This window comes from Bradyrhizobium lablabi (genome assembly GCF_001440475.1).
Classification (GTDB): Bacteria; Pseudomonadota; Alphaproteobacteria; order Rhizobiales; family Xanthobacteraceae; genus Bradyrhizobium; species Bradyrhizobium lablabi.
Map to the genome: position 1 here is coordinate 157,073 of NZ_LLYB01000086.1, position 18,968 is coordinate 176,040.

22 protein-coding genes are annotated in these 18,968 nt (G+C 64.2%); 10 read left to right on the plus strand and 12 right to left on the minus strand.

Annotated elements, in window-relative coordinates:
* The first annotated feature begins 23 nt into the window (after positions 1–23).
* From CQ14_RS24615 to CQ14_RS24625, 3 genes are read left to right on the plus strand one after another with little or no spacing between them, the layout of a single operon-like run.
* A complete protein-coding gene (locus CQ14_RS24615; protein ID WP_057860420.1) occupies positions 24–1,067 on the plus strand; it encodes a FecCD family ABC transporter permease in 1,044 nt (347 codons plus the stop codon).
* The gene (locus CQ14_RS24620) at positions 1,064–1,846 is read left to right on the plus strand and encodes an ABC transporter ATP-binding protein (protein WP_057860421.1); all 783 of its coding nucleotides are present in this window, start codon (positions 1,064–1,066) and stop codon (positions 1,844–1,846) included. The genes CQ14_RS24615 and CQ14_RS24620 overlap by 4 nt, the downstream gene beginning before the upstream one ends.
* Positions 1,846–2,676, plus strand: coding sequence for an ABC transporter substrate-binding protein (locus CQ14_RS24625; protein WP_057860539.1), 831 nt, complete (start codon positions 1,846–1,848; stop codon positions 2,674–2,676). The genes CQ14_RS24620 and CQ14_RS24625 overlap by 1 nt, the downstream gene beginning before the upstream one ends.
* Before the next feature lie 87 nt (positions 2,677–2,763).
* Here the strand turns inward: CQ14_RS24625 and CQ14_RS24630 are convergent, their stop codons facing one another.
* Positions 2,764–3,804 carry an MBL fold metallo-hydrolase gene (locus CQ14_RS24630; RefSeq protein WP_057860540.1) on the minus strand — a complete coding sequence of 347 codons (1,041 nt, stop codon included), beginning with the start codon at positions 3,802–3,804 and terminating at the stop codon, positions 2,764–2,766.
* On the opposite strand from CQ14_RS24630, the gene CQ14_RS45340 reads away from it, so the two are divergent.
* A partial coding sequence (locus tag CQ14_RS45340) for a hypothetical protein (protein WP_210183170.1) occupies positions 3,803–3,982 on the plus strand: 180 nt, incomplete at its 3' end. The genes CQ14_RS24630 and CQ14_RS45340 overlap by 2 nt on opposite strands.
* A gap of 121 nt (positions 3,983–4,103) precedes the next feature.
* Here CQ14_RS45340 and CQ14_RS24635 read toward each other — a convergent pair.
* From CQ14_RS24635 to soxC, 9 genes are all read right to left on the minus strand, one after another.
* Positions 4,104–4,565: a DsrE family protein gene (locus tag CQ14_RS24635; protein WP_057860422.1), complete on the minus strand. Its 462-nt coding sequence runs from the start codon at positions 4,563–4,565 to the stop codon at positions 4,104–4,106.
* A complete protein-coding gene (gene soxB / locus CQ14_RS24640) occupies positions 4,562–6,307 on the minus strand; it encodes a thiosulfohydrolase SoxB (RefSeq protein WP_057860423.1) in 1,746 nt (581 codons plus the stop codon). Before soxB ends, CQ14_RS24635 begins: the two co-directional genes overlap by 4 nt.
* A gap of 84 nt (positions 6,308–6,391) precedes the next feature.
* Positions 6,392–6,709: a hypothetical protein gene (locus tag CQ14_RS24645; RefSeq protein WP_430650211.1), complete on the minus strand. Its 318-nt coding sequence runs from the start codon at positions 6,707–6,709 to the stop codon at positions 6,392–6,394.
* The gene (soxA, locus tag CQ14_RS24650) at positions 6,706–7,572 is read right to left on the minus strand and encodes a sulfur oxidation c-type cytochrome SoxA (protein WP_057860424.1); all 867 of its coding nucleotides are present in this window, start codon (positions 7,570–7,572) and stop codon (positions 6,706–6,708) included. Before soxA ends, CQ14_RS24645 begins: the two co-directional genes overlap by 4 nt.
* The gene (gene soxZ, locus CQ14_RS24655; protein WP_057860425.1) at positions 7,569–7,880 is read right to left on the minus strand and encodes a thiosulfate oxidation carrier complex protein SoxZ; all 312 of its coding nucleotides are present in this window, start codon (positions 7,878–7,880) and stop codon (positions 7,569–7,571) included. The genes soxA and soxZ overlap by 4 nt, the downstream gene beginning before the upstream one ends.
* Before the next feature lie 72 nt (positions 7,881–7,952).
* On the minus strand, positions 7,953–8,441 hold the full coding sequence (soxY, locus tag CQ14_RS24660; RefSeq protein ID WP_057860426.1) for a thiosulfate oxidation carrier protein SoxY: 489 nt from the start codon (positions 8,439–8,441) through the stop codon (positions 7,953–7,955).
* Between the two features lie 57 nt (positions 8,442–8,498).
* Positions 8,499–8,816, minus strand: coding sequence for a sulfur oxidation c-type cytochrome SoxX (soxX, locus tag CQ14_RS24665; protein WP_057860542.1), 318 nt, complete (start codon positions 8,814–8,816; stop codon positions 8,499–8,501).
* A 66-nt stretch (positions 8,817–8,882) separates the two neighbouring features.
* The gene (locus CQ14_RS24670) at positions 8,883–9,554 is read right to left on the minus strand and encodes a c-type cytochrome (RefSeq protein WP_057860427.1); all 672 of its coding nucleotides are present in this window, start codon (positions 9,552–9,554) and stop codon (positions 8,883–8,885) included.
* Positions 9,538–10,782 (minus strand): sulfite dehydrogenase, encoded by a 1,245-nt coding sequence (soxC, locus tag CQ14_RS24675; protein ID WP_057860428.1) that lies wholly within the window; start codon positions 10,780–10,782, stop codon positions 9,538–9,540. The genes CQ14_RS24670 and soxC overlap by 17 nt, the downstream gene beginning before the upstream one ends.
* A gap of 218 nt (positions 10,783–11,000) precedes the next feature.
* Between soxC and CQ14_RS24680 the strand changes: the two genes are divergently transcribed.
* Together CQ14_RS24680 and CQ14_RS24685 are read left to right on the plus strand one after the other, a co-directional pair.
* On the plus strand, positions 11,001–11,402 hold the full coding sequence (locus tag CQ14_RS24680) for an ArsR/SmtB family transcription factor (protein WP_082650020.1): 402 nt from the start codon (positions 11,001–11,003) through the stop codon (positions 11,400–11,402).
* Positions 11,403–11,435: 33 nt separating this feature from the next.
* Positions 11,436–12,122 carry a DUF938 domain-containing protein gene (locus tag CQ14_RS24685; protein WP_057860429.1) on the plus strand — a complete coding sequence of 229 codons (687 nt, stop codon included), beginning with the start codon at positions 11,436–11,438 and terminating at the stop codon, positions 12,120–12,122.
* Positions 12,123–12,137: 15 nt separating this feature from the next.
* Here the strand turns inward: CQ14_RS24685 and CQ14_RS24690 are convergent, their stop codons facing one another.
* A complete protein-coding gene (locus CQ14_RS24690; protein ID WP_245320482.1) occupies positions 12,138–13,007 on the minus strand; it encodes a protein-L-isoaspartate O-methyltransferase family protein in 870 nt (289 codons plus the stop codon).
* A 90-nt stretch (positions 13,008–13,097) separates the two neighbouring features.
* On the opposite strand from CQ14_RS24690, the gene CQ14_RS24695 reads away from it, so the two are divergent.
* A complete protein-coding gene (locus CQ14_RS24695; RefSeq protein WP_057860431.1) occupies positions 13,098–13,592 on the plus strand; it encodes a type II toxin-antitoxin system HicB family antitoxin in 495 nt (164 codons plus the stop codon).
* Positions 13,593–13,602: 10 nt separating this feature from the next.
* On the opposite strand, the gene CQ14_RS24700 is transcribed toward CQ14_RS24695, so the two are convergent.
* Positions 13,603–15,669, minus strand: a complete 2,067-nt coding sequence (locus CQ14_RS24700) for a prolyl oligopeptidase family serine peptidase (RefSeq protein WP_057860432.1) — start codon at positions 15,667–15,669, stop codon at positions 13,603–13,605.
* A gap of 217 nt (positions 15,670–15,886) precedes the next feature.
* Here CQ14_RS24700 and CQ14_RS24705 point away from each other — a divergent pair, with 217 nt between their 5' ends.
* The 3 genes from CQ14_RS24705 (at position 15,887) to CQ14_RS24715 (ending at position 18,967) form a co-directional block, all read left to right on the plus strand.
* Entirely contained in the window at positions 15,887–17,176 is a 1,290-nt protein-coding gene (locus CQ14_RS24705) for an MFS transporter (protein WP_057860433.1), read from the plus strand.
* Positions 17,154–17,516, plus strand: coding sequence for a nuclear transport factor 2 family protein (locus tag CQ14_RS24710; RefSeq protein ID WP_057860434.1), 363 nt, complete (start codon positions 17,154–17,156; stop codon positions 17,514–17,516). The genes CQ14_RS24705 and CQ14_RS24710 overlap by 23 nt, the downstream gene beginning before the upstream one ends.
* A 218-nt stretch (positions 17,517–17,734) precedes the next feature.
* Positions 17,735–18,967, plus strand: coding sequence for an MFS transporter (locus CQ14_RS24715; protein WP_057860435.1), 1,233 nt, complete (start codon positions 17,735–17,737; stop codon positions 18,965–18,967).
* Position 18,968 lies beyond the last annotated feature (1 nt).

Genomic DNA, 18,968 nt, shown 5'->3' on the forward strand with positions numbered 1-18,968 from the left:
GCAAACCTGCTTTAGGACCATCGATGAGTGTTGAGGCCGTAACCCTGACCAACGAGATTGCCGCACGCCGGCGGATCGGTGCGGTGGCCGCGCTTTCCGTCCTCGTTGTGATCCTGATGCTGATCTCGCTCGGCATCGGGCCGGTGCGGCTGTCGCCGCTTTCAGTGGCGCAAGCGCTGTTAGGGATCGGCAGCGAGGTATCGCAGGTGATCGTGCGGGAGATCCGCCTGCCGCGCACGCTGCTGGCGCTCGCGATCGGCGCCATTCTCGGTTTGTCGGGCGCATCGCTGCAGGGCCTGCTCCGCAATCCGCTGGCCTCGCCTTCGTTGTTCGGTGCGCCGCAATCGGCGGCCTTCGGCGCCGTGCTGGTGATCGCGCTGGGGGTGGCCGATGTGCGCTCCTACGCGTTGCCGGTGGCGGCGATCATCGCCGCCTTTGCGTCCGTCTTCGTGCTGCTCTCGATCGCCGGCCGCAATGCCGGGCTGCTTATTCTCATTCTCTCCGGCCTGGCGATCTCGAGTTTTGCGGGCGCTGCCACCGCGCTGGTGATGAACCTCTCCAGCAATCCCTTCGTGGTGCTGGAGATCGCGTTCTGGCTGTTGGGCTCGCTGGAGGACCGCAGCTTCCAGCATGTGATGCTGGCGTTTCCCTTCATCATTGCCGGCGGGCTCATGCTGTTCAGCCAGCGCCATGCGTTTCGGGCGCTCAGTCTGGGCGAAGAAACCGCACAAAGCCTCGGTGTCGATGTCGGACGTCTGCGGCTGTTCGTGATCTCGGGCGTCGCGCTCGGCGTTGGCGGCGCGGTGGCGGTTACCGGCACCATCGGCTTCATCGGCCTGGTCGCGCCGCATCTGATGCGGCCCGTGATCGGTCACGATCCGGGGCGGCTGTTGGTGCCGAGCGCGCTCGCCGGCTCGGCGCTGCTGCTGGCGGCCGATATCGCGGTTCGGATCATTCCCTCGACCTCGGACATCAAGGTCGGCGTGCTGACCTCGATCATCGGCGTGCCGTTCTTCCTCTATCTGATCATGCGCGAACGCCGTGCGCTCGGTGGGGGTGTCGCATGAACGAGGCCGCGCTGCTCACCGCGAGGGGACTTGGCGTACGGCTCGCCGGCCGTGTCGTGCTGAACGACGTCTCGCTCGCGCTTGAAGCGGGACATCTGGTGGCGCTGGTGGGACCGAACGGCGCCGGCAAGACCACGCTGCTGCGGGCTCTGGCCGGGCTGATCCCGTCCGAAGGCGAGATCGGGATCGGCGGCCAAACGCTGGCTTCGCTGCCACTGCGCGAGCGCGCAAAACGCTTCGGCTATCTGCCGCAGGGGCATGTCGTGCACTGGCCGCTGCCGGCGCGCGATATCGTGGCGCTCGGCCGCTATCCGCATGGCGCGACCGATCCGGCGCGGCTGTCGCCGAAGGACGCGGAAGCCGTGCTGCGTGCGATGCAGGCGGTCGACGTGATCGAGTTCAGCGATCGCCGCGTCACCGAACTCTCCGGTGGCGAGCGCAGCCGCGTCGCGCTGGCCCGCGCGCTGGCGGTGGAGGCGCCGGTCATCCTGGCCGACGAGCCGACCGCCTCGCTCGATCCGCGGCACCAGATCGACGTGATGCAGAATTTGCGCGCGACCGCCGACAAGGGCGTGCTGGTGATCGTGGTGACGCATGATCTCGGGCTCGCGGCGCGGTTTGCCGACCATGTGCTGGTGCTGCGCGAAGGGCGGCTGGTGTCGCAGGGCGCGCCGGCAGCGGCGCTGTCCGAGCAGGTGATGGCCGATGTGTTCCGGATCTCGGCCTATCGCGCGGAATATCAGCGCGAGGCCGTGATCGTGCCGTGGGCGGATATCTGATGCGATGGCGGTCCGCAATCGTGGCCGCGGTGCTGACCATGTCGGGCAGTTCCGCGCCCGCTGCCAATCTGCCGCGTCTGATATCGATGAATGTCTGCACCGATCAATTGGTGCTGACGCTCGCCGACCCAGAACAGATTCTCGGCTTGAGCCGGTTCTCGCGCGACGGCTGGCAATCGCAGGCGGGCGACCTCAGCCGCTATCCCGTGCTGTCGGGCGGAGCCGAGGACGTGCTGCTGATAAAGCCCGACATCGTCGTCGCCAGCGCGTTCGACAAGCGTGCGACGCGGGAGCTGTTGAAGGCGAAAGGACTTCGTCTCGCCGAACTCGCGGTGCCACGAACGCTCGACGAAGCGCGGCAGCAGATCCGCGAGGCCGGCGACATCACCGGTCATCCCGATCGCGCGGCGGCGGAAATCGCGCGGCTCGATGCGGCGCTCGCACGTACCCGCCAGGCTGTTTCGGAACGGCATTATCGCGTGCTGCCGCTGTCGCGGCGCGGCTGGGTGGCGGGCAGCGACAGTTTTGTCGGCTCGCTGCTGGCCGAAACCGGGCTGCGCAGCGCCGCCGGCGACCTCGGTTTTTCCTTCGGCGGCTTTGCTTCGCTGGAGGCGATCGTGAACTTAAGGCCCGATTTCCTGGTGGTTTCTCAGACCGGCGATACTGCGCGCGATGACGGCCAGGCGTTCCTGCTGCATCCGGCGCTGGAGCGCTTCTATCCGCCGGCGAAACGGATCGTCATTCCGGAGCGCATGACCGAGTGCGGCGGCGTGTTGCTGGCGGACGCGCTGGACGCGCTGACGGCGGAATTGAAGCGGGTGGGGAGGTAGCTTCGTAGCCCGGATGGAGCGATGCGCAGTCCGGGATTCTTGTCGTGGCGCCCCGGATTTCGCTGCGCTTCATCCGGGCTACAAGGCTCACCCCATCACCACCGGTCCGCCGACCTTCTTCCACGCGTCGATGCCGCCTTCGATATGCGCGGTGTTGGCGAGCCCCGCATTCTTCGCCGCGGCCACCGCCATCGCCGAGCGCTCACCGAAGGCGCAGAAGAACACCACGCAGCGGCCGGTGGCGGCGGCGACTTCGCGCAGCATGCCGCCGGGCTTGAGGCTTTCGGAGATGCCGGGGTAGGGCGCATGCAGCGCGCCCGAGATCGTGCCGTGCTTGGCGCGCTCGCCCGTCTCGCGCAGATCGACCAAGAGGATATCGGGCCGGCCGAGACTGTTGATGGCGTCGCGGGCAGAGAGTGCCAGCCCCTGCTTGGCCAACTCCTCCTGGTGCAGGCCGACATGCATGTTGGCGGGCACGGCGACGTCCATCATCTTCGGATTCGGCAGCTTCAGATTGGCCATCAGCTCGATATATTCGTCGACGTTGCGCACCTGCAGCCGCGGATTGTGGCGCTTCTCCTCGCCGATGGTGGAAACCGTGTCGCCCTTGTAGTCGTGCGCAGGGTACACCAGTGTTTCCTCGGGCAGCTTCAGCAGCCGGTTGAAGATCGACTCGTATTGCGCGCGCGAGGAGCCGTTCTGGAAATCGGTGCGGCCGGTTCCGCGGATCAGAAGCGTGTCGCCGGTAAAGACGCGGTCGCCCATCAGGTAACTATAGGAATCGTCGGTATGGCCGGGCGTGTACATGACATCGAGGCATAGCCCCTCGATCGTTACCTTGTCGCCGTCGGACACCCGCATCGACACCACGTCGGCCTTGCTCTGCTCGCCCATGATGGTGATGCACTGGGTGCGGTCGCGCAGTTCGCCGAGACCGGTGACGTGGTCGGCATGCAGATGGGTGTCGATCGCCTTCACCAGCCGCAGGTCGAGTTCGCGCAGGAGCTGGCAGTAGCGGTCGGCCTTCTCCAGCACGGGATCGAGGATCAGCGCCTCGCCGCCCGCGCGGCTGGCCAGCAGGTAGCTGTAGGTGCCGGAAACGCTGTCGAAGAGTTGGCGAAAGATCATGGCTGCTGCCGCGCTCTCAATCCGAATGAGCATTGCGCAGGATATTATTCTATTTTTGCCGTCTTCTCAAACGGCTTTCATCTACCTGAAGTCGCTTTCTCGAAAGATTTACTTCTTGCGGTCGACCCCGTCATTGCCTGCGACAAACGCGAAGCGTTTGCGCAAGGGAGCGAAGCGANATCTCGGCACGGGGATAGATGGATTGCTTCGCGGAGCCCGTCATCGGGCGCGCGTTCGCGCGACCCGTTGGCTCGCAATGACAGTCGAAGGAGCGCCGCGATCCGCCTGGTCAGTAACATTCACGGCCTTACCAGCGTGTACCCATTCTCCGTCAGAAACAGGATCTGCGCGACGCCGACCTGGACCGGCGTTGCCGCGGCGATGAACTCCGGCCGCTTGCCGTTCTCGCGCTCCAGCGTATCGACGGTGTTGAGGCAGATGTCGAAACGCGCGCCCTGCGCCACCAGGCTCTCGACCATCTTGCGGTTGGGATTTTCCGGGCGCAGCAGGTCGATGCCGGGACCGAACGCCACAATCTCGATCGCGACCTTGTCGGGATCGTAATGCTTCATCAGATTGCTGGCGACGCTGAGCACGAGGCCCTGCTTGCGCGCGTCGTTATCGGAGAGCTGCAGCACGATCTTGTGCTCGGCAAACGGCTTGTCCTGCAGCGGCGGCTGCTGGGCGCGGGCGGCAGGCGCGGCGGCTGCGATCGACAGCGCCGCGATCGCGACGCGAAGCATGGTCGAAATTGTCGTCATGCCTGTCCCGCAATGCCCGGATTGCCTTCAACGCCTTTCAGCGTGACGCCCGGCGCGGCCCGGTTCGGCGGCTTGCCCGATCTCAGATGGCTGGCGACGACATCCCAGATCGGCGCACCGGTCTGCTCGTTGACGGAAGCCCAGCCCGCGACCTTGTAGCGCTTGCCGGCTTCCAGCGTGCGGCCGTTGTCGAGCTTGAGTTCGGAAATCCGCTTGCCGACGGTTTCAGTCGGCGTGCAGGTGTAGGCCAGCCCGCCGACGCGGACCATGTCGCCGCCCTGCTGGTAATAGGGATCGGTGTTGAAGAGATTGTCGCAGATGTCTTCCAGCACGTCCTTGATCTGGCCGCCGGTCATGGTCTGAACGTAGGTCTCGGGGTAGGTGACGGCGGTCTGCGCCATCACGTCCTCCATCGTCAGCGGCTGGCCCGCCAGCGCGGTGGTGCCCCAGCGAAAACCGGGCGACAGCGCGATCTCGGCGTTCAATTCGCCGAGCAGCGCATCGCAGATCAGTTGATCCATGCTGCCGCTGAAATTGCCTCGGCGGTAGAGCAGGCGGTCGGCGGATGCGATCTTCTCGCTCAGCATAGCCGCATGCGGATCACGAACCTTGTCGATCAGCGCCTGCATCGCCGGATCCGGCTTCAGCAATTCGGAAAATACCGGCAGCAGCCGGTAGCGCACGTTGCTGACCTTGCCCTTGCCGAGTTCGAGATCGAGCACGGCCAGAAACTTGCCGTTCGAGCCGGCATTGGTCACGAGCGTGGTGCCGCCTGCGTTGCTCACGGCAATCGGCTGCGGCACCGCGTCGTGGGTATGGCCGCCGAGGATGACGTCGATGCCGGTGACGCGGCTGGCAAGCTTGAGGTCGACATCCATGCCGTTATGCGAGAGCAGAATGACGGCGTCGACCTTGTCGTTGTTGCGATGGCCATCGACGAGCTTCTGCAGCTCTTCATCGCGGATGCCGAACTTCCAGTCCGGCGTAAAGCGCTTGGGATGGGCGATCGGCACGTAGGGGAACGCCTGTCCGATCACGGCGACGCGATAGCTGCCGATCTCCTTGATCACGGACGGCTTGAATACGCGCCCCGAAGCCGGATCGAACGCCTTGGCGTCGTTGAACGCGGCTTCCTCGGTGAGGAAGACATTCTGCGCCAGGAATTCGCCCTTGAAGCGCTCGATATTGGCGCGCAGCGTCTTCTCGCCATAGGTGAATTCCCAATGGCCGGTCATCGCCTCGATGCCGAGCAGGTTGGCCGCGTCCACCATGTCGGCGCCCTGCAGCGTGTTGGCAAGGCCGGTGCCCTGCCAGAGGTCGCCGCCATCGAGCAGCAGGGAGCGCCCGGACGAGACCTCGCTGCGCAGCCGGTCGATCAGCGTCTTCAGATGCGCAAAACCGCCGAGCTTGCCGAACCGTCCGGCAGCCTTTTCGAATTCGATGCAGGTAAAGGCATAGGCATCGGCACTGTCGGGCCGGACGCCGAAGCGATCGAGAAACGCGCGTCCCACCAGATGCGGCGGGTTGCCGTGCATGGGGCCGACGCCGAGATTGACGCTCGGCTCGCGGAAGAACACCGGCCGGAGCTGCGCGTGCACGTCGGTGATGTGCAGGATGCGGGCGTTACCGAAGCGCTCGAGATCATAGACGCCATTGTCGGCGCCCCGCGCCAGCCGCGGCAGGCTACCGGAAAGCGTAGCGGCGCCCGCGAGCGTCAGGAAATCGCGGCGGCGGATGGTCATGCGGGTCTCCGCGCGTCGTAACGGCGTCTGTGTGTGGAGCACGATCTTGGCGGAAAACCGGTTTCCGCTTCTCCGGATCCTGCTCTAGCGAATTTCCATCTCTCTCCAGCGGGTTTTCTCGCTGGTGGCCTGGAAGATCGAAGCCTTGGCGAGGGCCTCGGCCTCCTTGGCCGACGCGGTGGCCTTGTCGAAATCGCCGGCATCGGCCGCTTTCTTCGCCGCCGCCAGCGTGTTCGCCGTGGTGGTCCATTGATTGCGGAGCTTGCCAGCTTCCTTGTTGGCGGCTTCGGCTGCAGCATAGGCCGCCTTGAAATCGTCCTCGGAACCTGCGGCGGACGCGGATATCGGGCCGGCCGCGACCAGTATCAGGACCAATGCGGATTTTGGCATCAGGTTCCTCATGGCCGCGCTCCCGGACCGGATATCGGTAACCCGTTGCTGACATAGGACAGGTAGTATTCGACGTTGCGGTATTCGTCGTCCTGCGGGCTGAGCGGAACGCCGCGGATCTGGCTGTTGCAGGTGGTGAAGCGCCGGCTGGTGGTGCCCATGCCGCTCCATTCCGAGCGATAGATCGGCATCGCGTTGACGATGCCGAGCGCGGGCGCCAGGATTTCGGCGCGGATGCGCTCGCCCGGGCTCTGCACATGACAGGTAGCGCAGGAGAAGTTGAGCTGGCCGCGCCGCGTGTAGAAATATTCCTTGCCGGCCTCGTAGGCTGCGAGCGCGCGCGGATCGTCCGGAATCTTGATGTCCATCGGCTTGCCGCGCGAGGTGAAGGCCATGTAGGCGGTCAGCGCCGCCATCTCGTCCCTGACATAGGAATAGGGCGCTTCGCCGTTGGCTTCGCGGCAGCGGTTCAAGGCCAGCTCAAGCGTGATGACCTTGCCTTCCTTCGCGTCGAAGTAAGGATAGTTCTGGCGGACGCCGATGCCGCCATTCTCGAAGCAATCGGCGTAGGTCTTGCCGTTCTTGAACGGCTTTGAGAACATTTCCTTGCCCATCTCGAGCGAGAACTCGTAAGGCGGAAACTGCTCCTTCTCCTGCCACTGCCGATAGAGGTCCTCGTTCATCGAATAGGGACCGTTGACGAAATCTTCCAGCTTCACCTTGGGGAATTTGTCGGTGAAGAACTTTTTGAACGCCTTGGCGTCGGCGACGGGATCGACCTTGTCGGCGGCGTCAGAGGGCAGCGTGCTCGCAAGCGTCAACAGCGCAAGCGAAAGCGCGGCGGAAGCCAGATAGATCGCGGATCGCAGCTTCATTGGATCTTCGCCGTGGTGGTGTCGGTCGCGCCCTTGTTGTCGACCCAGCTTATCTTCAGCTCATCGCCCTTCTTGCCGCCCTTGAAGGTGAACTTGACGTAGGGGTCCTTGGAAATGCCGCCGCCCCAATCGGCTGCGAACACGTTCTTGCCGTCATATTCGAAGGTGAGCTGCTGGATGAAATGCGCGGGAATGATCTCGCCCTTGGAATCCTTGACGAAGCCGGAATCCATCGGATGCTGGATCAGCGCCTGCACTTCGGTGGTCTCGCCGCTCGAAGTGGCGCGCACGCGAATGGTCGATGCCATCTGAATTCTCCTAGCCTGTTATTTGGCGCATGATCTTGTCGGAAACCGGTACCCACTTTTCCGGATCATGCGCTAGCCGCCGCAGCCGCCGACGGTGACTTTGACTTCCTTGTTGGCGCTGTAGAGCTTGCCGCCGGCTTCGACCAGCACCGTCACATTGCTGGTCTTGGCCATCTTGATGCGGTTGGCGACAGCAGGCATGGTGCCTGCCGGAATGTTGTACTTTGCGATCAGCACGTTTGGATTTTCGCTGACGAGAAACGCGATCGAGGTCACGTCGGCAAGCGTCGTGGAGACCGAGATCGGCACCACGGCGCCGTTCTCGGCGATTTCGGGTGCGTCCAGCTTCACCTTGTCCGATGGCTCGGCGGTCTTGCCGTAGAGCGTCTTGATGACGTCGGCGTCGCTCTTCTGCTTGAACGCGTCTTCCGGATATTTGTCATTGGCTGCGGCAAGCGCCGGCGTCAGGCCAAAGGGCAAATTGCCGAGGCCGATGAGCGCAACTGCGCCTGCACCCTGCAGGATCAGCCGGCGCGTGGCCGAAAATTCGACGTCACTCATATCTCGTCTCCTCATGCGTGCGTGCGCACGTCACAGCCCTGATTTCTCGGTCTTGCGTCACAGCGTCTGCAGGAAATCCACCACCGCATTGATTTCCTTTTCGGTGAGAATTCGATTCCGTCCGAACGGCGGCATCACCGTCAGCGGATTGCGCAGGGTTTCGTCATGGAGAATGGCGACGAGATCCTCGCGCTTGGGATATTTGCTCTTGATGTCGACCAGCTCGGGCCCGATCGTGCCGGGGAGGTCGCCGCCCTTGATGACATGACAGGTCAGGCAATTGCCCTTGCCGCGGTCGAAGGCGAGCTTGCGGCCTTCATCCACCGCGGACTGCGCCTGCGCAGCGCCGGCCGATACGAAAGCGCCGATCACCATCGCCAGCGCAAACGCGGCAAGCCTTGATTTCGTCGAGAAATGATCGGTCACAGGCGTTTCCGTATTCTATTTCGGTTGCATCGTGTCGAGCGGCCCGGTCGTGCGCGGCGTCAGGTCCCTGCCTTCGGCCGTCGACGCGATCCTGACATCGGCGGCACTCACGCAGGCGTTCATGCAAGGCGCTGCCGCCGTATCCGGGCGCGGGTCGGTCCAGATGAAATTGTCGCGATTGCGCATTTTGACTTTCGGCAAGCTGTTGCGATCGGCAACAAATTCATTGGGAACGAGGTCGTTCAGGCTCAGAATATAGGCGGTCAAAGCATAAACGTCATCCGCTGACAATGTGTGCGGCGCGGGCATCGGCATGGCGCGGTTAATATAGTCCCATAAGGTCGGGGCGAACGGCCAGTAGCTGCCCACCGTCGGCTCCGGGCGCTCGTCCCGGAGCGATCCGACGCCGCCGACCAGCTTCGGAAAGCGGCTTTCGCCTTCGCCAAAGGTTCCATGACAGGCGGCGCATTGCTCGGCATAGACGTCGGCTCCCCGGTCCACCGTGCCCTTGCCCGGTGGCAGACCCGTTCCGTCCTCGCCGCGCGCATCGATGTCCCATCCGGCGATCTGCGCCGGTGTCGCTACGCTGCCGTAGCCGAAATGGCCGGGCTCCGCCGCGCTTGCGCGCGCGCAGGCGGCTGCGAGCGAGGCGGCGAGCAGCAGGCCAATCTTACGCGAGCTGAACATTGAACACGCTTCCGTCCGGTTTGACCTGCCAGGTCTGAATCGAATTGTTGTGGTAGATCGAGTTCGAGCCGCGTTGCGCGCGCAGTTGTGCAATCGTCGGCTGCACGTAACCGGTTTCGTCGACGACGCGGGATGCGACCAGCGCCGGTTGGCCATCCCAGCGCCAGGGCAGCGTGAATTTCGTCAGCGCCTTCGACAGGATCGGCTCGTGCAGCCGTGCAGCCTGCCAGTTGACGCCGCCATCCGTGGAGACGTCGACACGCCTGACCTTGCCGTTGCCGGTCCAGGCCAGGCCCCTGATTTCATAGAGGCCGGGCTTATCGAGCGGTTTTTCCGGGCAGGGAAAGGTGACGACCGATTTCGCGTCCATCAGCCAGGTGAAGCCGCGCGAGGTGCCATCAGGCATCAGGTCGGTGTATTTCGAGGTCTCTTCGCGGGTGTGCCACGGCTTTTCGCCGAGCTTGATCCGGCGCAGCCACTTGATGTTGACGTTGCCTTCCCAGCCCGGCACCACCAGCCGCAGCGGATAGCCCTGTTCGGGCCGCAGCGCCTCGCCGTTCTGCGCATAGACCACGAGGCAATCGTCGAGGCATTTGTCGAGCGGCAGGCTGCGGTTCATATGCGCGCCGTCGGCGCCTTCGACCATCGCCCACTTGGCTTCCTTCTTGATGCCGACCTCTTCCAGCAGCGTCGACAGCCTGACCCCGGTCCATTCCGCGCAACTGACCATGCCGTGGCTGAACTGCAGCGAGTTCATCTGCGCGGCGCGCCAGTTCATGCCGCCATTGGCCGGGCATTCGATGAAATGGACGCGCGTGGTCTGCGGGAAGCGCAGGATGTCCTTCATCGTGAGAAGCAGCGGGCGCTCGACGAGGCCGTGGATCATGAGCTTGTGCTGCGCCGGATCGATGCTGGGCCAACCTGCATGGTGGCGCTCGAAGAACAGCCCGTTCGGCGTGATGATGCCCTGCAGCTCCTGCAACGGTGAAAAGCTCACCGACGATTCCGTGCCGGCGGTGAGCCAGGGCACGTTGCGCCGGATGACGGAAGCCTCGGTATCCGCGGGCCGACCGTAAGGCCGATCGACCACGCCCGGACCGATCGATTGCGACCATGGGGCGTCGGCGGGGGGAGATTCCTGTGCGGGGTCGGCGGTGGCCGGTTGGGCTCCAAGGGCGAGGCTGCCGGTCAGCGCTGCGCCGAGGCCGAGGAAGCTGCGGCGGCCCATCGGGGTATCCGGGGCGGCGAGATCAGGGAGAACAACTTTGCTGCGCAATGGATTCTGCCGCACGTTTTCTTCCTCTCACGGCCACATCGCCGCATGATTTCTTGCTTTTTGGAACCGGTATCGGCATTTGCTAATTTAGTCAATGCTAAAGAAAAGTCGGCGCGCTATTGTGATATCTGTGCTTCGCAGGCACGGAAAACGATACCGGATTTGCAGTGATGAGAGCAGCCGCCACGGCCGCCCAAGAAACTGAGCAAGCGACTGAGCAAGAGGGCCGGCAAGAAACCACCTTCGTCCCCGGCGCCGACGATGAGGCGGCGCTGAAGACGCTGGCGAAGCAGGCCGGCGAGGCGGCCCAGCTCCTGAAAATGCTGGCCAATGAAAAGCGTTTGCTGATCCTCTGCTTTCTTGCCGTGCGCGGCGAGATGACGGTGGGCGAGCTCGTGGCGGTCGTGAAGCTGAGCCAGTCGGCGCTGTCGCAACATCTGGCGAAACTGCGCGCCGATGGCCTGGTGGAATTCCGCCGCACCTCGCAGACGCTGCATTATCGCGTCGCCGACCCGCGCACATTGCGTCTGCTCGGGGTGCTGAAAGAGATTTTCTGCGGCGATCTGAAGTGACGCTGCGCCACTTTTTTGCAGGATCGAATTGAGATGGCTGAGTTTGTGGTTGAGTTCGGCAAGGATGGCCGGCCGGTCGAGCCCGACGGCAGGCTCGATGCGGCCGCGTTCCACCGCAACCATGCGCCGATCTGGGCGGTGCTGGAGCAATTCCTCGCCGGCAAATCCGGCGACGTGCTGGAGGCCGGCAGCGGCACAGGCCAGCATGTGGTGCATTTCGCGACCCACACGCCCGACATCATCTGGTGGCCGAGCGATCTCAACGAGCGGCATATCGCGAGCATCGAAGCATGGCGCGCGCATGCTGCCCTGCCGAACATCCGCCCGCCGCTCCGCGTCGATCTCTCCGATCCCGCCTGGTGTCCGCAAATGCATGATGGCAGCGGGCCGGGCGAATTGCTGGCCGTGTTCTGCGCCAATGTCATTCACATCGCGCCGTGGCGCGTGGCCGAAGGCCTGTTCGCTGGTGCAGGCCGCTATCTGCGTAGCGACGGACGGCTGTTTCTCTATGGCCCGTTCAAGCGCGACGGCAAGCACACCGCGATGAGCAACGCCGTGTTCGACACCAGCCTGCGCGAGCAGGACGCTGAATGGGGCGTGCGCGATATCGGCGATCTCGAGAAGCTCGCCGCGGGCGCAGGCGTCGCATTGATCGAAGCCGTGCAGATGCCGGCGAACAATATGATCCTGGCCTTTCAGCGGTCAGACGCATCGGCGTAGCCGCCTGTCGGCACGTCAATGATAGGCGAGGCACCACCCCGATCCGCGCAGCCAGCAGCGCTCGTCGGGAATGTCCTGATCACGGTATAGCCGCGTCACCTTTTGTAGATCGCCACCAGCAAAGGCGTCCGCGAGCGCCCGTTCGGACGCCTCGTCGCGGCCGCCGGCGCAGGGAAAGATCGCAACGGGCGAGATCCAGCGTGCAAGATAGTCCGCAGCCCTTCGCTCAATTCGGAATACCGCGCCGGCGCTCGCCATGCGCTCCGGCGCAATGCCGCCAAATCCCTGATCCGAGGTCATCGGCATGATCAGGCGGCCACCATCGGCAAGGTTGTCGAGCCAGCTGGTGGCCGGCCGCGTGCAGCCGGCATTGACATAGATGACGTTGGCGGCATCGAACGGCACCTGCGTGCCGTCGCCCTCGATCACGGCAACATTCGCATAGGCCGCAAGGTTGGCTCTGGCGCGCGCGGCGAGGTTCGCATCATACTCGATTCCCGTTACCCGGCCGGACGGTCCGACGAGATGGGCGAGGATGGCGGTGTAATAGCCCGTGCCCGTTCCGACATGCACCACGTGCTCGCCTGTGGCGGGTGCGGCCTGGTGAATGAGATGGGCGTGCAACGACGGCTGCCCGTTGTTGACGTGCCGCTCGGGCACAAGCGCGACCAGATCGTCGGTATAGAGATAGACGGGATCGGCGTCGGGTGTCGGCACATAGTCGCGGAGCCACCGCAGCACCAGCCACGGACCCGGACCGAGAAAGTCCTCGCGCGGAATGGCCGCAAACGCCTGCGCCAGGCGCGCATCGACAACGTTTGCAGCGGCAAGAACCTGCTTGGCGTAGGCCGCACGGATGATGCGGAGTTCGGCTTGCGCGTCCATTTTGCCCTCCATTTCAGCCCATGCTATTGATGTGTGATTTGACACACAATCAGGTGTGTTAAATAGCATACCAATCGCAGGGAGGCCAGATTGAAGAAGCGGCTCTATCCGGCAGTGCTGGAACGCGGTCCGCGCGGGGCGCTCGGGGCGTGGTTTCCCGATTTTCCGGGCTGCGTTGCCGGCGGGCGGTCGCAGGAAGAGGCGATCGAGCGGGCGGAGGCGGCGCTGGCGCGCGCGGTGGACGGAATGGCCGAGCAGGGCAGGCCGCTGCCGGAGCCGACGCCGATCGAGCAGATCGCGCTACCCAAGGGCGCCGACGTCGTCGCCTATTTCATTGTAGGCGTTGATCCGCCCGATCCGTCCGAGCGGGTGAACGTCTATTTGCCGAAGAGCCTGATTACGCGGATCGACCGGCGCGCCACGGAGCTTGGCATGAGCCGTTCCAGCTTCTTCGGTTTCGCCGCGACGATCGCGCTCGACTGGAGTCCAGGTTTTCCGCACACCGGCCTCGTGGATCCTCGCTCAAAGGTCCACAAAACCGGTGCGGTGCGAGCCAAAAAGAGATCAGGCAAGAAGCGGCCGTGAGCGGCATGGGCTACACGGCGCCATCGTTCCAGCCGATCTTCTCTCTGAGAAACGCGTATCCAAGCGCGATGAATCCGGCGCGTTCGCGATTGTCCTTGCCGTAGCCGTGGCCGCCGGCGGCCGGCTCGTAGAAATAGGCCTCATATCCCATGGCCTGCAGCTTGGCCGCCATCTTGCGGGCGTGGCCGGGATGCACGCGGTCGTCACGGCGCGTGGTGGCGATCAGGATCGGCGGATAGTTTTGGCCCGCGGTTGCGGTGTGATAGGCGGAATAGGTCTTCAGCCACTCCCACTCCGCGGGCTTGTCGGGATCGCCATATTCCGCGATCCAGCTCGCGCCGGCGAGCAGTTTTGTGTAGCGGCGCATGTCGACCAGGGGAATCGTGCAGAACAGCGCGCCGAATCGTTCGGGGTAGCGCACCAGCATGTTGGTGATCAGGATGCCGCCGTTCGATCCGCCTTCGGCGGCAATCCTGCTGGCGCGCGTCACGCCGCGCTTGACGAGGTCCGCGGCGACGGCCGCGAAATCATCGTGCGCCAGCCGTTTTCCGGCATAACGGCCGGCGTCGTGCCAGCGCGTGCCGAACTCGCCGCCGCCGCGGATATTGGCCTGCACCGTGGTGCCGCCGCGCTCGAGCCAGAGCTTGCCGAGTGCGGAATTGTAGTACGGCTTCACCGCGCTGCCGAAGCCGCCATAGGCGCTCATATAGACCGGTGCATCGCCGCTCTCCGCGGCGGGACCGGTCTGCACATAGGGAATGCGCTCGCCGTCGACCGAGATCGCCTCATGACGGGTGACGATGAGTCCGTCGGCGGAAAAAGTCCTTGGTGCCTGCTTCAAGATCGCTGGCGCCGCGACGCCTTCGATCAGCATCAGCGAAGGCGGCGTCAGCGGGTCCTGCACATTGGCGAGCAGGTCGCCGTTGCTCTCGGCTTCGTGACGGTCGAGACGCCAGACATCGACCACGCCGATCTCGGGAAGGCCCTGCAGTCTCTCGCGTGTCCAGCCGTTGGTCGATGGCGCGCAGATTTCGAACACCGGCCGCAACTCGTCGAGAATGGACAATACGAGCTTGCCGGCGGTCCAGAAAAATCCCTGCAGCGCCCGTCGCGGTCCCGGTTCGAACACGATGGTGAAGTGGCGGTCGCCAGCAAGAAAAGCCGACAGCGGGATGCCGAGCACGCTGTCCGGCGCATAGGTCTTGCCTGCGACCGTCCAGGCTCCGCGCAGCTTCACGGCCAGCCAGTCCTGATGCGCGTCCAGCCAGACGTCGGTCGGCAGGTCGAGCTTTGTCTGTGGACCAGCCTCGGTGCCGAGCCAGAGATTCTGGTTGAAGAAATCGATTCGATCGATGAACCACACCCGCGGCGTCGCGGCAGTATTGTCAACGCCGCAATACGCGCCCATCCGGTCGGCCGGCACGTCGAACAGCACCGGCGCTTGCTCCACAGCTTCGCCGCGGCGCCATAGCCGGACCGTTCTCGCATAACCCGATGTCGTCGCCATGCCCTCGCCGAGCGCACTCGAAAGCAGGAGCGTATCGGCATCGGCCCATTCGACCCCGCTCTTGGCTTCCGGCAAGGTGAATCCGTCCGCGACGAAGGCTTTCGCATCCAGATCGAATTCCCGCAGCGTCACCGCGTCGCTGCCGCCTCGGGAAAGGGAGACGATTACGCGTGGGCTTCCCGACAGCGGCTGCGTCCAGTTGAGCAGCCAATCCTTGTCCTCCTCGGCGGCCAGGCGGTCGATATCCAGCAGCGTTTCCCAGGCGGGCTCCACGTTGCGGAAATCTGCAAGCGTCGTGCGCCGCCAGATGCCGCGCGGATTTCTGGCATCCTTCCAGAGGTTGTAAACGAACCCGCCGTGGCGCGTGATGTAGGGAATATTGTCTGATCGGTCATAGATCGCCGCAAGCGTGTCGCGATCCCCGGCGAACTGCCGGCCGCCAAAAGTTTCCAGCGTCAGCCGGCTTTGCCGGTCGACGAAATCGAGCGCGCGCTCGCCTTCGATGTCCTCGAGCCAGAGATAGGGATCATCGTCGGGCGCGGCGACGGTCGGCCTGTCGTCGATTTTCATGGCTTGAACTCCAGAAATGCCGGCTGCGCGTATCGCATCGCACCAGGCTCGATCGGGGCGGCCCCGATGTAATCTGTTCTCCGTGCCCTGTCCAATGTGCGCCTCTCGCATGGCGCGCGCCCGTTTGCGCCGGTTGATCGCGTCCCCTTGCATCTCCATAGTGCCGCGCAAATCAATGAGGCTTCCCCGCCCCAGGGGCTGCCGGGCGGGAAGGCCGATGCCGGATACGACTGTCACCGAAGAGATCGCCAATGATGCACGCGCGCGCGCGAACGTGCTGCGGCTGGCTGCGGCGCAGGCGCTGACCGGCGCCAATTCGGCTGTCATCTTCGCCACCGGATCGATAGTCGGCGCGACGCTGGCGCCGACCGTCTCGCTCGCCACCGTGCCGATCTCGATGTATGTGCTGGGGCTCGCCGCGGGCACGCTGCCGACCGGCGCGATCTCCCGCGCCTATGGCCGCCGTGTCGCCTTCATTATCGGCACCTTCTGCGGCGTGCTGACCGGCGCCCTCGGTGCGGCCGCGATCCTGCATGGATCGTTCTGGCTGTTTTGCTTCGCGACCTTTCTCGGCGGGCTCTATGGCGCGGTGGCGCAGTCCTATCGCTTTGCCGCCGCCGACGGCGCCAGTGCTGCATTCCGTCCCAAGGCGTTGTCCTGGGTGATGGCGGGCGGCGTGTTCGCCGGCGTGCTCGGCCCGCAACTCGTGCAGTGGACCATGGACATCTGGCCGCCTTATCTGTTTGCCTTCAGCTTCGTGATGCAGGCCATCGTCGCGCTGGTGGCGATGGCGGTGCTCTCTGGCGTCGATGCACCGAAGCCGGCGGCGTCCGATATGCATGGCGGAAGGCCGCTGTTCGAGATCGCGCGGCAGCCGCGCTTCATCGCCGCCGCCCTGTGCGGGGTGATCGCCTATCCCATGATGAACCTCGTGATGACCTCGGCACCGCTCGCCATGAAGATGTGCGGGCTCACGGTCAGCGATTCCAATTTCGGCATTCAGTGGCACATCGTGGCGATGTACGGGCCGAGCTTCTTCACGGGCTCGCTGATCGCGCGTTTCGGCGCGCCTGCCATCGTGGCGGTCGGCCTGCTTTTGGAAGCCGCGGCGGCGGGTATCGGCCTTGCCGGCATCACCGCGATGCATTTCTGGGCGACGCTGATCGTGCTCGGGGTGGGCTGGAACTTTGCGTTTATCGGCGCGTCGGCGCTGGTGCTGGAAACGCATCGGCCGCAGGAACGCAACAAGGTGCAGGCCTTCAACGATTTCCTGGTGTTCGGGATGATGGCGCTGGGGTCGTTCTCGTCCGGCCAGTTGCTGGCGCATTACGGCTGGTCCATGGTCAACATGGTCGTGTTCCCGCCGGTGCTGCTCGGCCTCGCCGTCCTGGCGCTTGCGTCATTGGCCAAGCGGCGGGCTAAATTGCGACCGGTGGACGAAACTCCCGATCCGGGCGTTCTCACCCAATTATCGGAGGCCTCCCATGCCGACGCGCGCTCGTCTTGATGAGTTCATTGCAGCCGTCGTTGCCGGCGACCATGCCGGGGCGATCGAGCGCTTCTATACCGAGGACGCCAGCATGCAGGAGAACGAGGCCCCGCCGCGGGTCGGCCGCGACGTCCTGGTGGCGCATGAGCGCGCGGTGCTGGAGCGGGTCAAGAGCGTGACCTCGACCTGCGTGACCTCGATCGTCGAGGGCGACCGTGTCGCGATCCACTGGGTGTTCGAGTTCGTGTTCCAGTCCGGCAAGACCGGCCGGTTCGACGAGGTCGCGCTGCAGGAATGGCGCGGCGACAAGGTCTGGCGCGAGCGCTTCTTCTACGATCCGTCGAAGCCGGCGGCCTAGAGCCCGGTTCTGATTGGACATCAGAACCGAGCTCTAGTTTTTTGTTTGACGCGTTTTCTTTACGCGAACCGGGAGCCACCTCGCTCGAAAACGCTACAGCTGCCATCTGCTGACAGTTCGGTCGGCGTCGAATTGATGGTCCTTGCAGCTTTGTTTGTTGTTACCGACATGTGCCGGACAGTCGCGGCAAAGACGCGATAGCAACCAAGAGACATCCTTTGGACGCTCGCAACTACACCTCCGTCGATGAGGCCTCCATCCGCTACGACGGTTGGCGCATCGTCCTCGTCTGTTTCCTGCTGGCAACGTTCGGCTGGGGACTCGGCTTCTATGGCCAGAGCGTCTATGTCGCCGAGTTGCAGCGGCTGCACGGCTGGCCGGCGTCGCTGATCTCGTCCGGCACCACGTTCTTCTATCTGTTCGGCGCGGCGTTGGTCGCCTTCGTCAGCGAAGCCATCAAGGCGTTCGGTGCGCGCAACTGCCTGATCGCGGGAACATTCGCGATGGCCGCGGCGGCGATCTCGATCGGTCAGGTGCGCGAACCCTGGCAGCTATACCTCGCCAATGCCGTGCTGGCGTTCGGCTGGGCGGGGACCAGCCTTGCCATCATCACCAATACGCTGGGGCTATGGTTCGACGACAGGCGCGGCATGGCGATCAGCCTGGCGCTGAACGGCGCGAGCTTTGGCGGCATCGTCGGCGTGCCGCTATTGGTGACCGCGATCGGCTATTTCGGCTTTTCCGGCGCGATGACCGTCTCGGCCGCGGTGATGGTCGCGCTGATGGTGCCGGTGATCCTGCTGCTGGTCGGACGGCCGCCGCTTCACTTGAGTGCGGGTGCGGTCGATTCCGCGGATGCGCCGTCGCCGACGCAAATCCGCGCGCGTGCCTTTCGCGATATCGGCTTCCTCTCGGTCTCGATCGCGTTCGCGCTGGTGCTGTTCGCGCAGGTCGGCTTCATCGTGCACCTGATCGCCTTTCTGGATTCGGTGATCGGGCGGCAGCGCGCCACGGTTGCGATGGCGCTGTTGACGGCAATGGCGGTGGTCGGCCGCGTGCTGTTTTCCTTCGTGATCGACCGGATGAACCAGCGGCTAGCGTCCTCGCTCTCCTTTGTCAGCCAGGCAGTCGCGCTGCTCATCGTCATTAACGTGCATAATGATTATGCGCTGATCGCCGCCTGTGCGCTGTTCGGCTTCTCGGTCGGCAATTTGATCACGCTGCCGGCGCTGATCGTGCAGCGCGAGTTCGATCCGCGCTCGTTCGGTGTGCTCGTCAGTCTGATTACGGCGATCAACCAGATCACCTACGCGTTCGGCCCAGGCGTGGTCGGGTTGTTGCGCGATCTGTCGGGCAGTTACACACTGCCGTTCTACGGATGTATTGCGGTGGAGCTGACCGCGGCTGTGCTGATCATGATCCGCGGTCACCACACAAAGACCTCACCCTGAG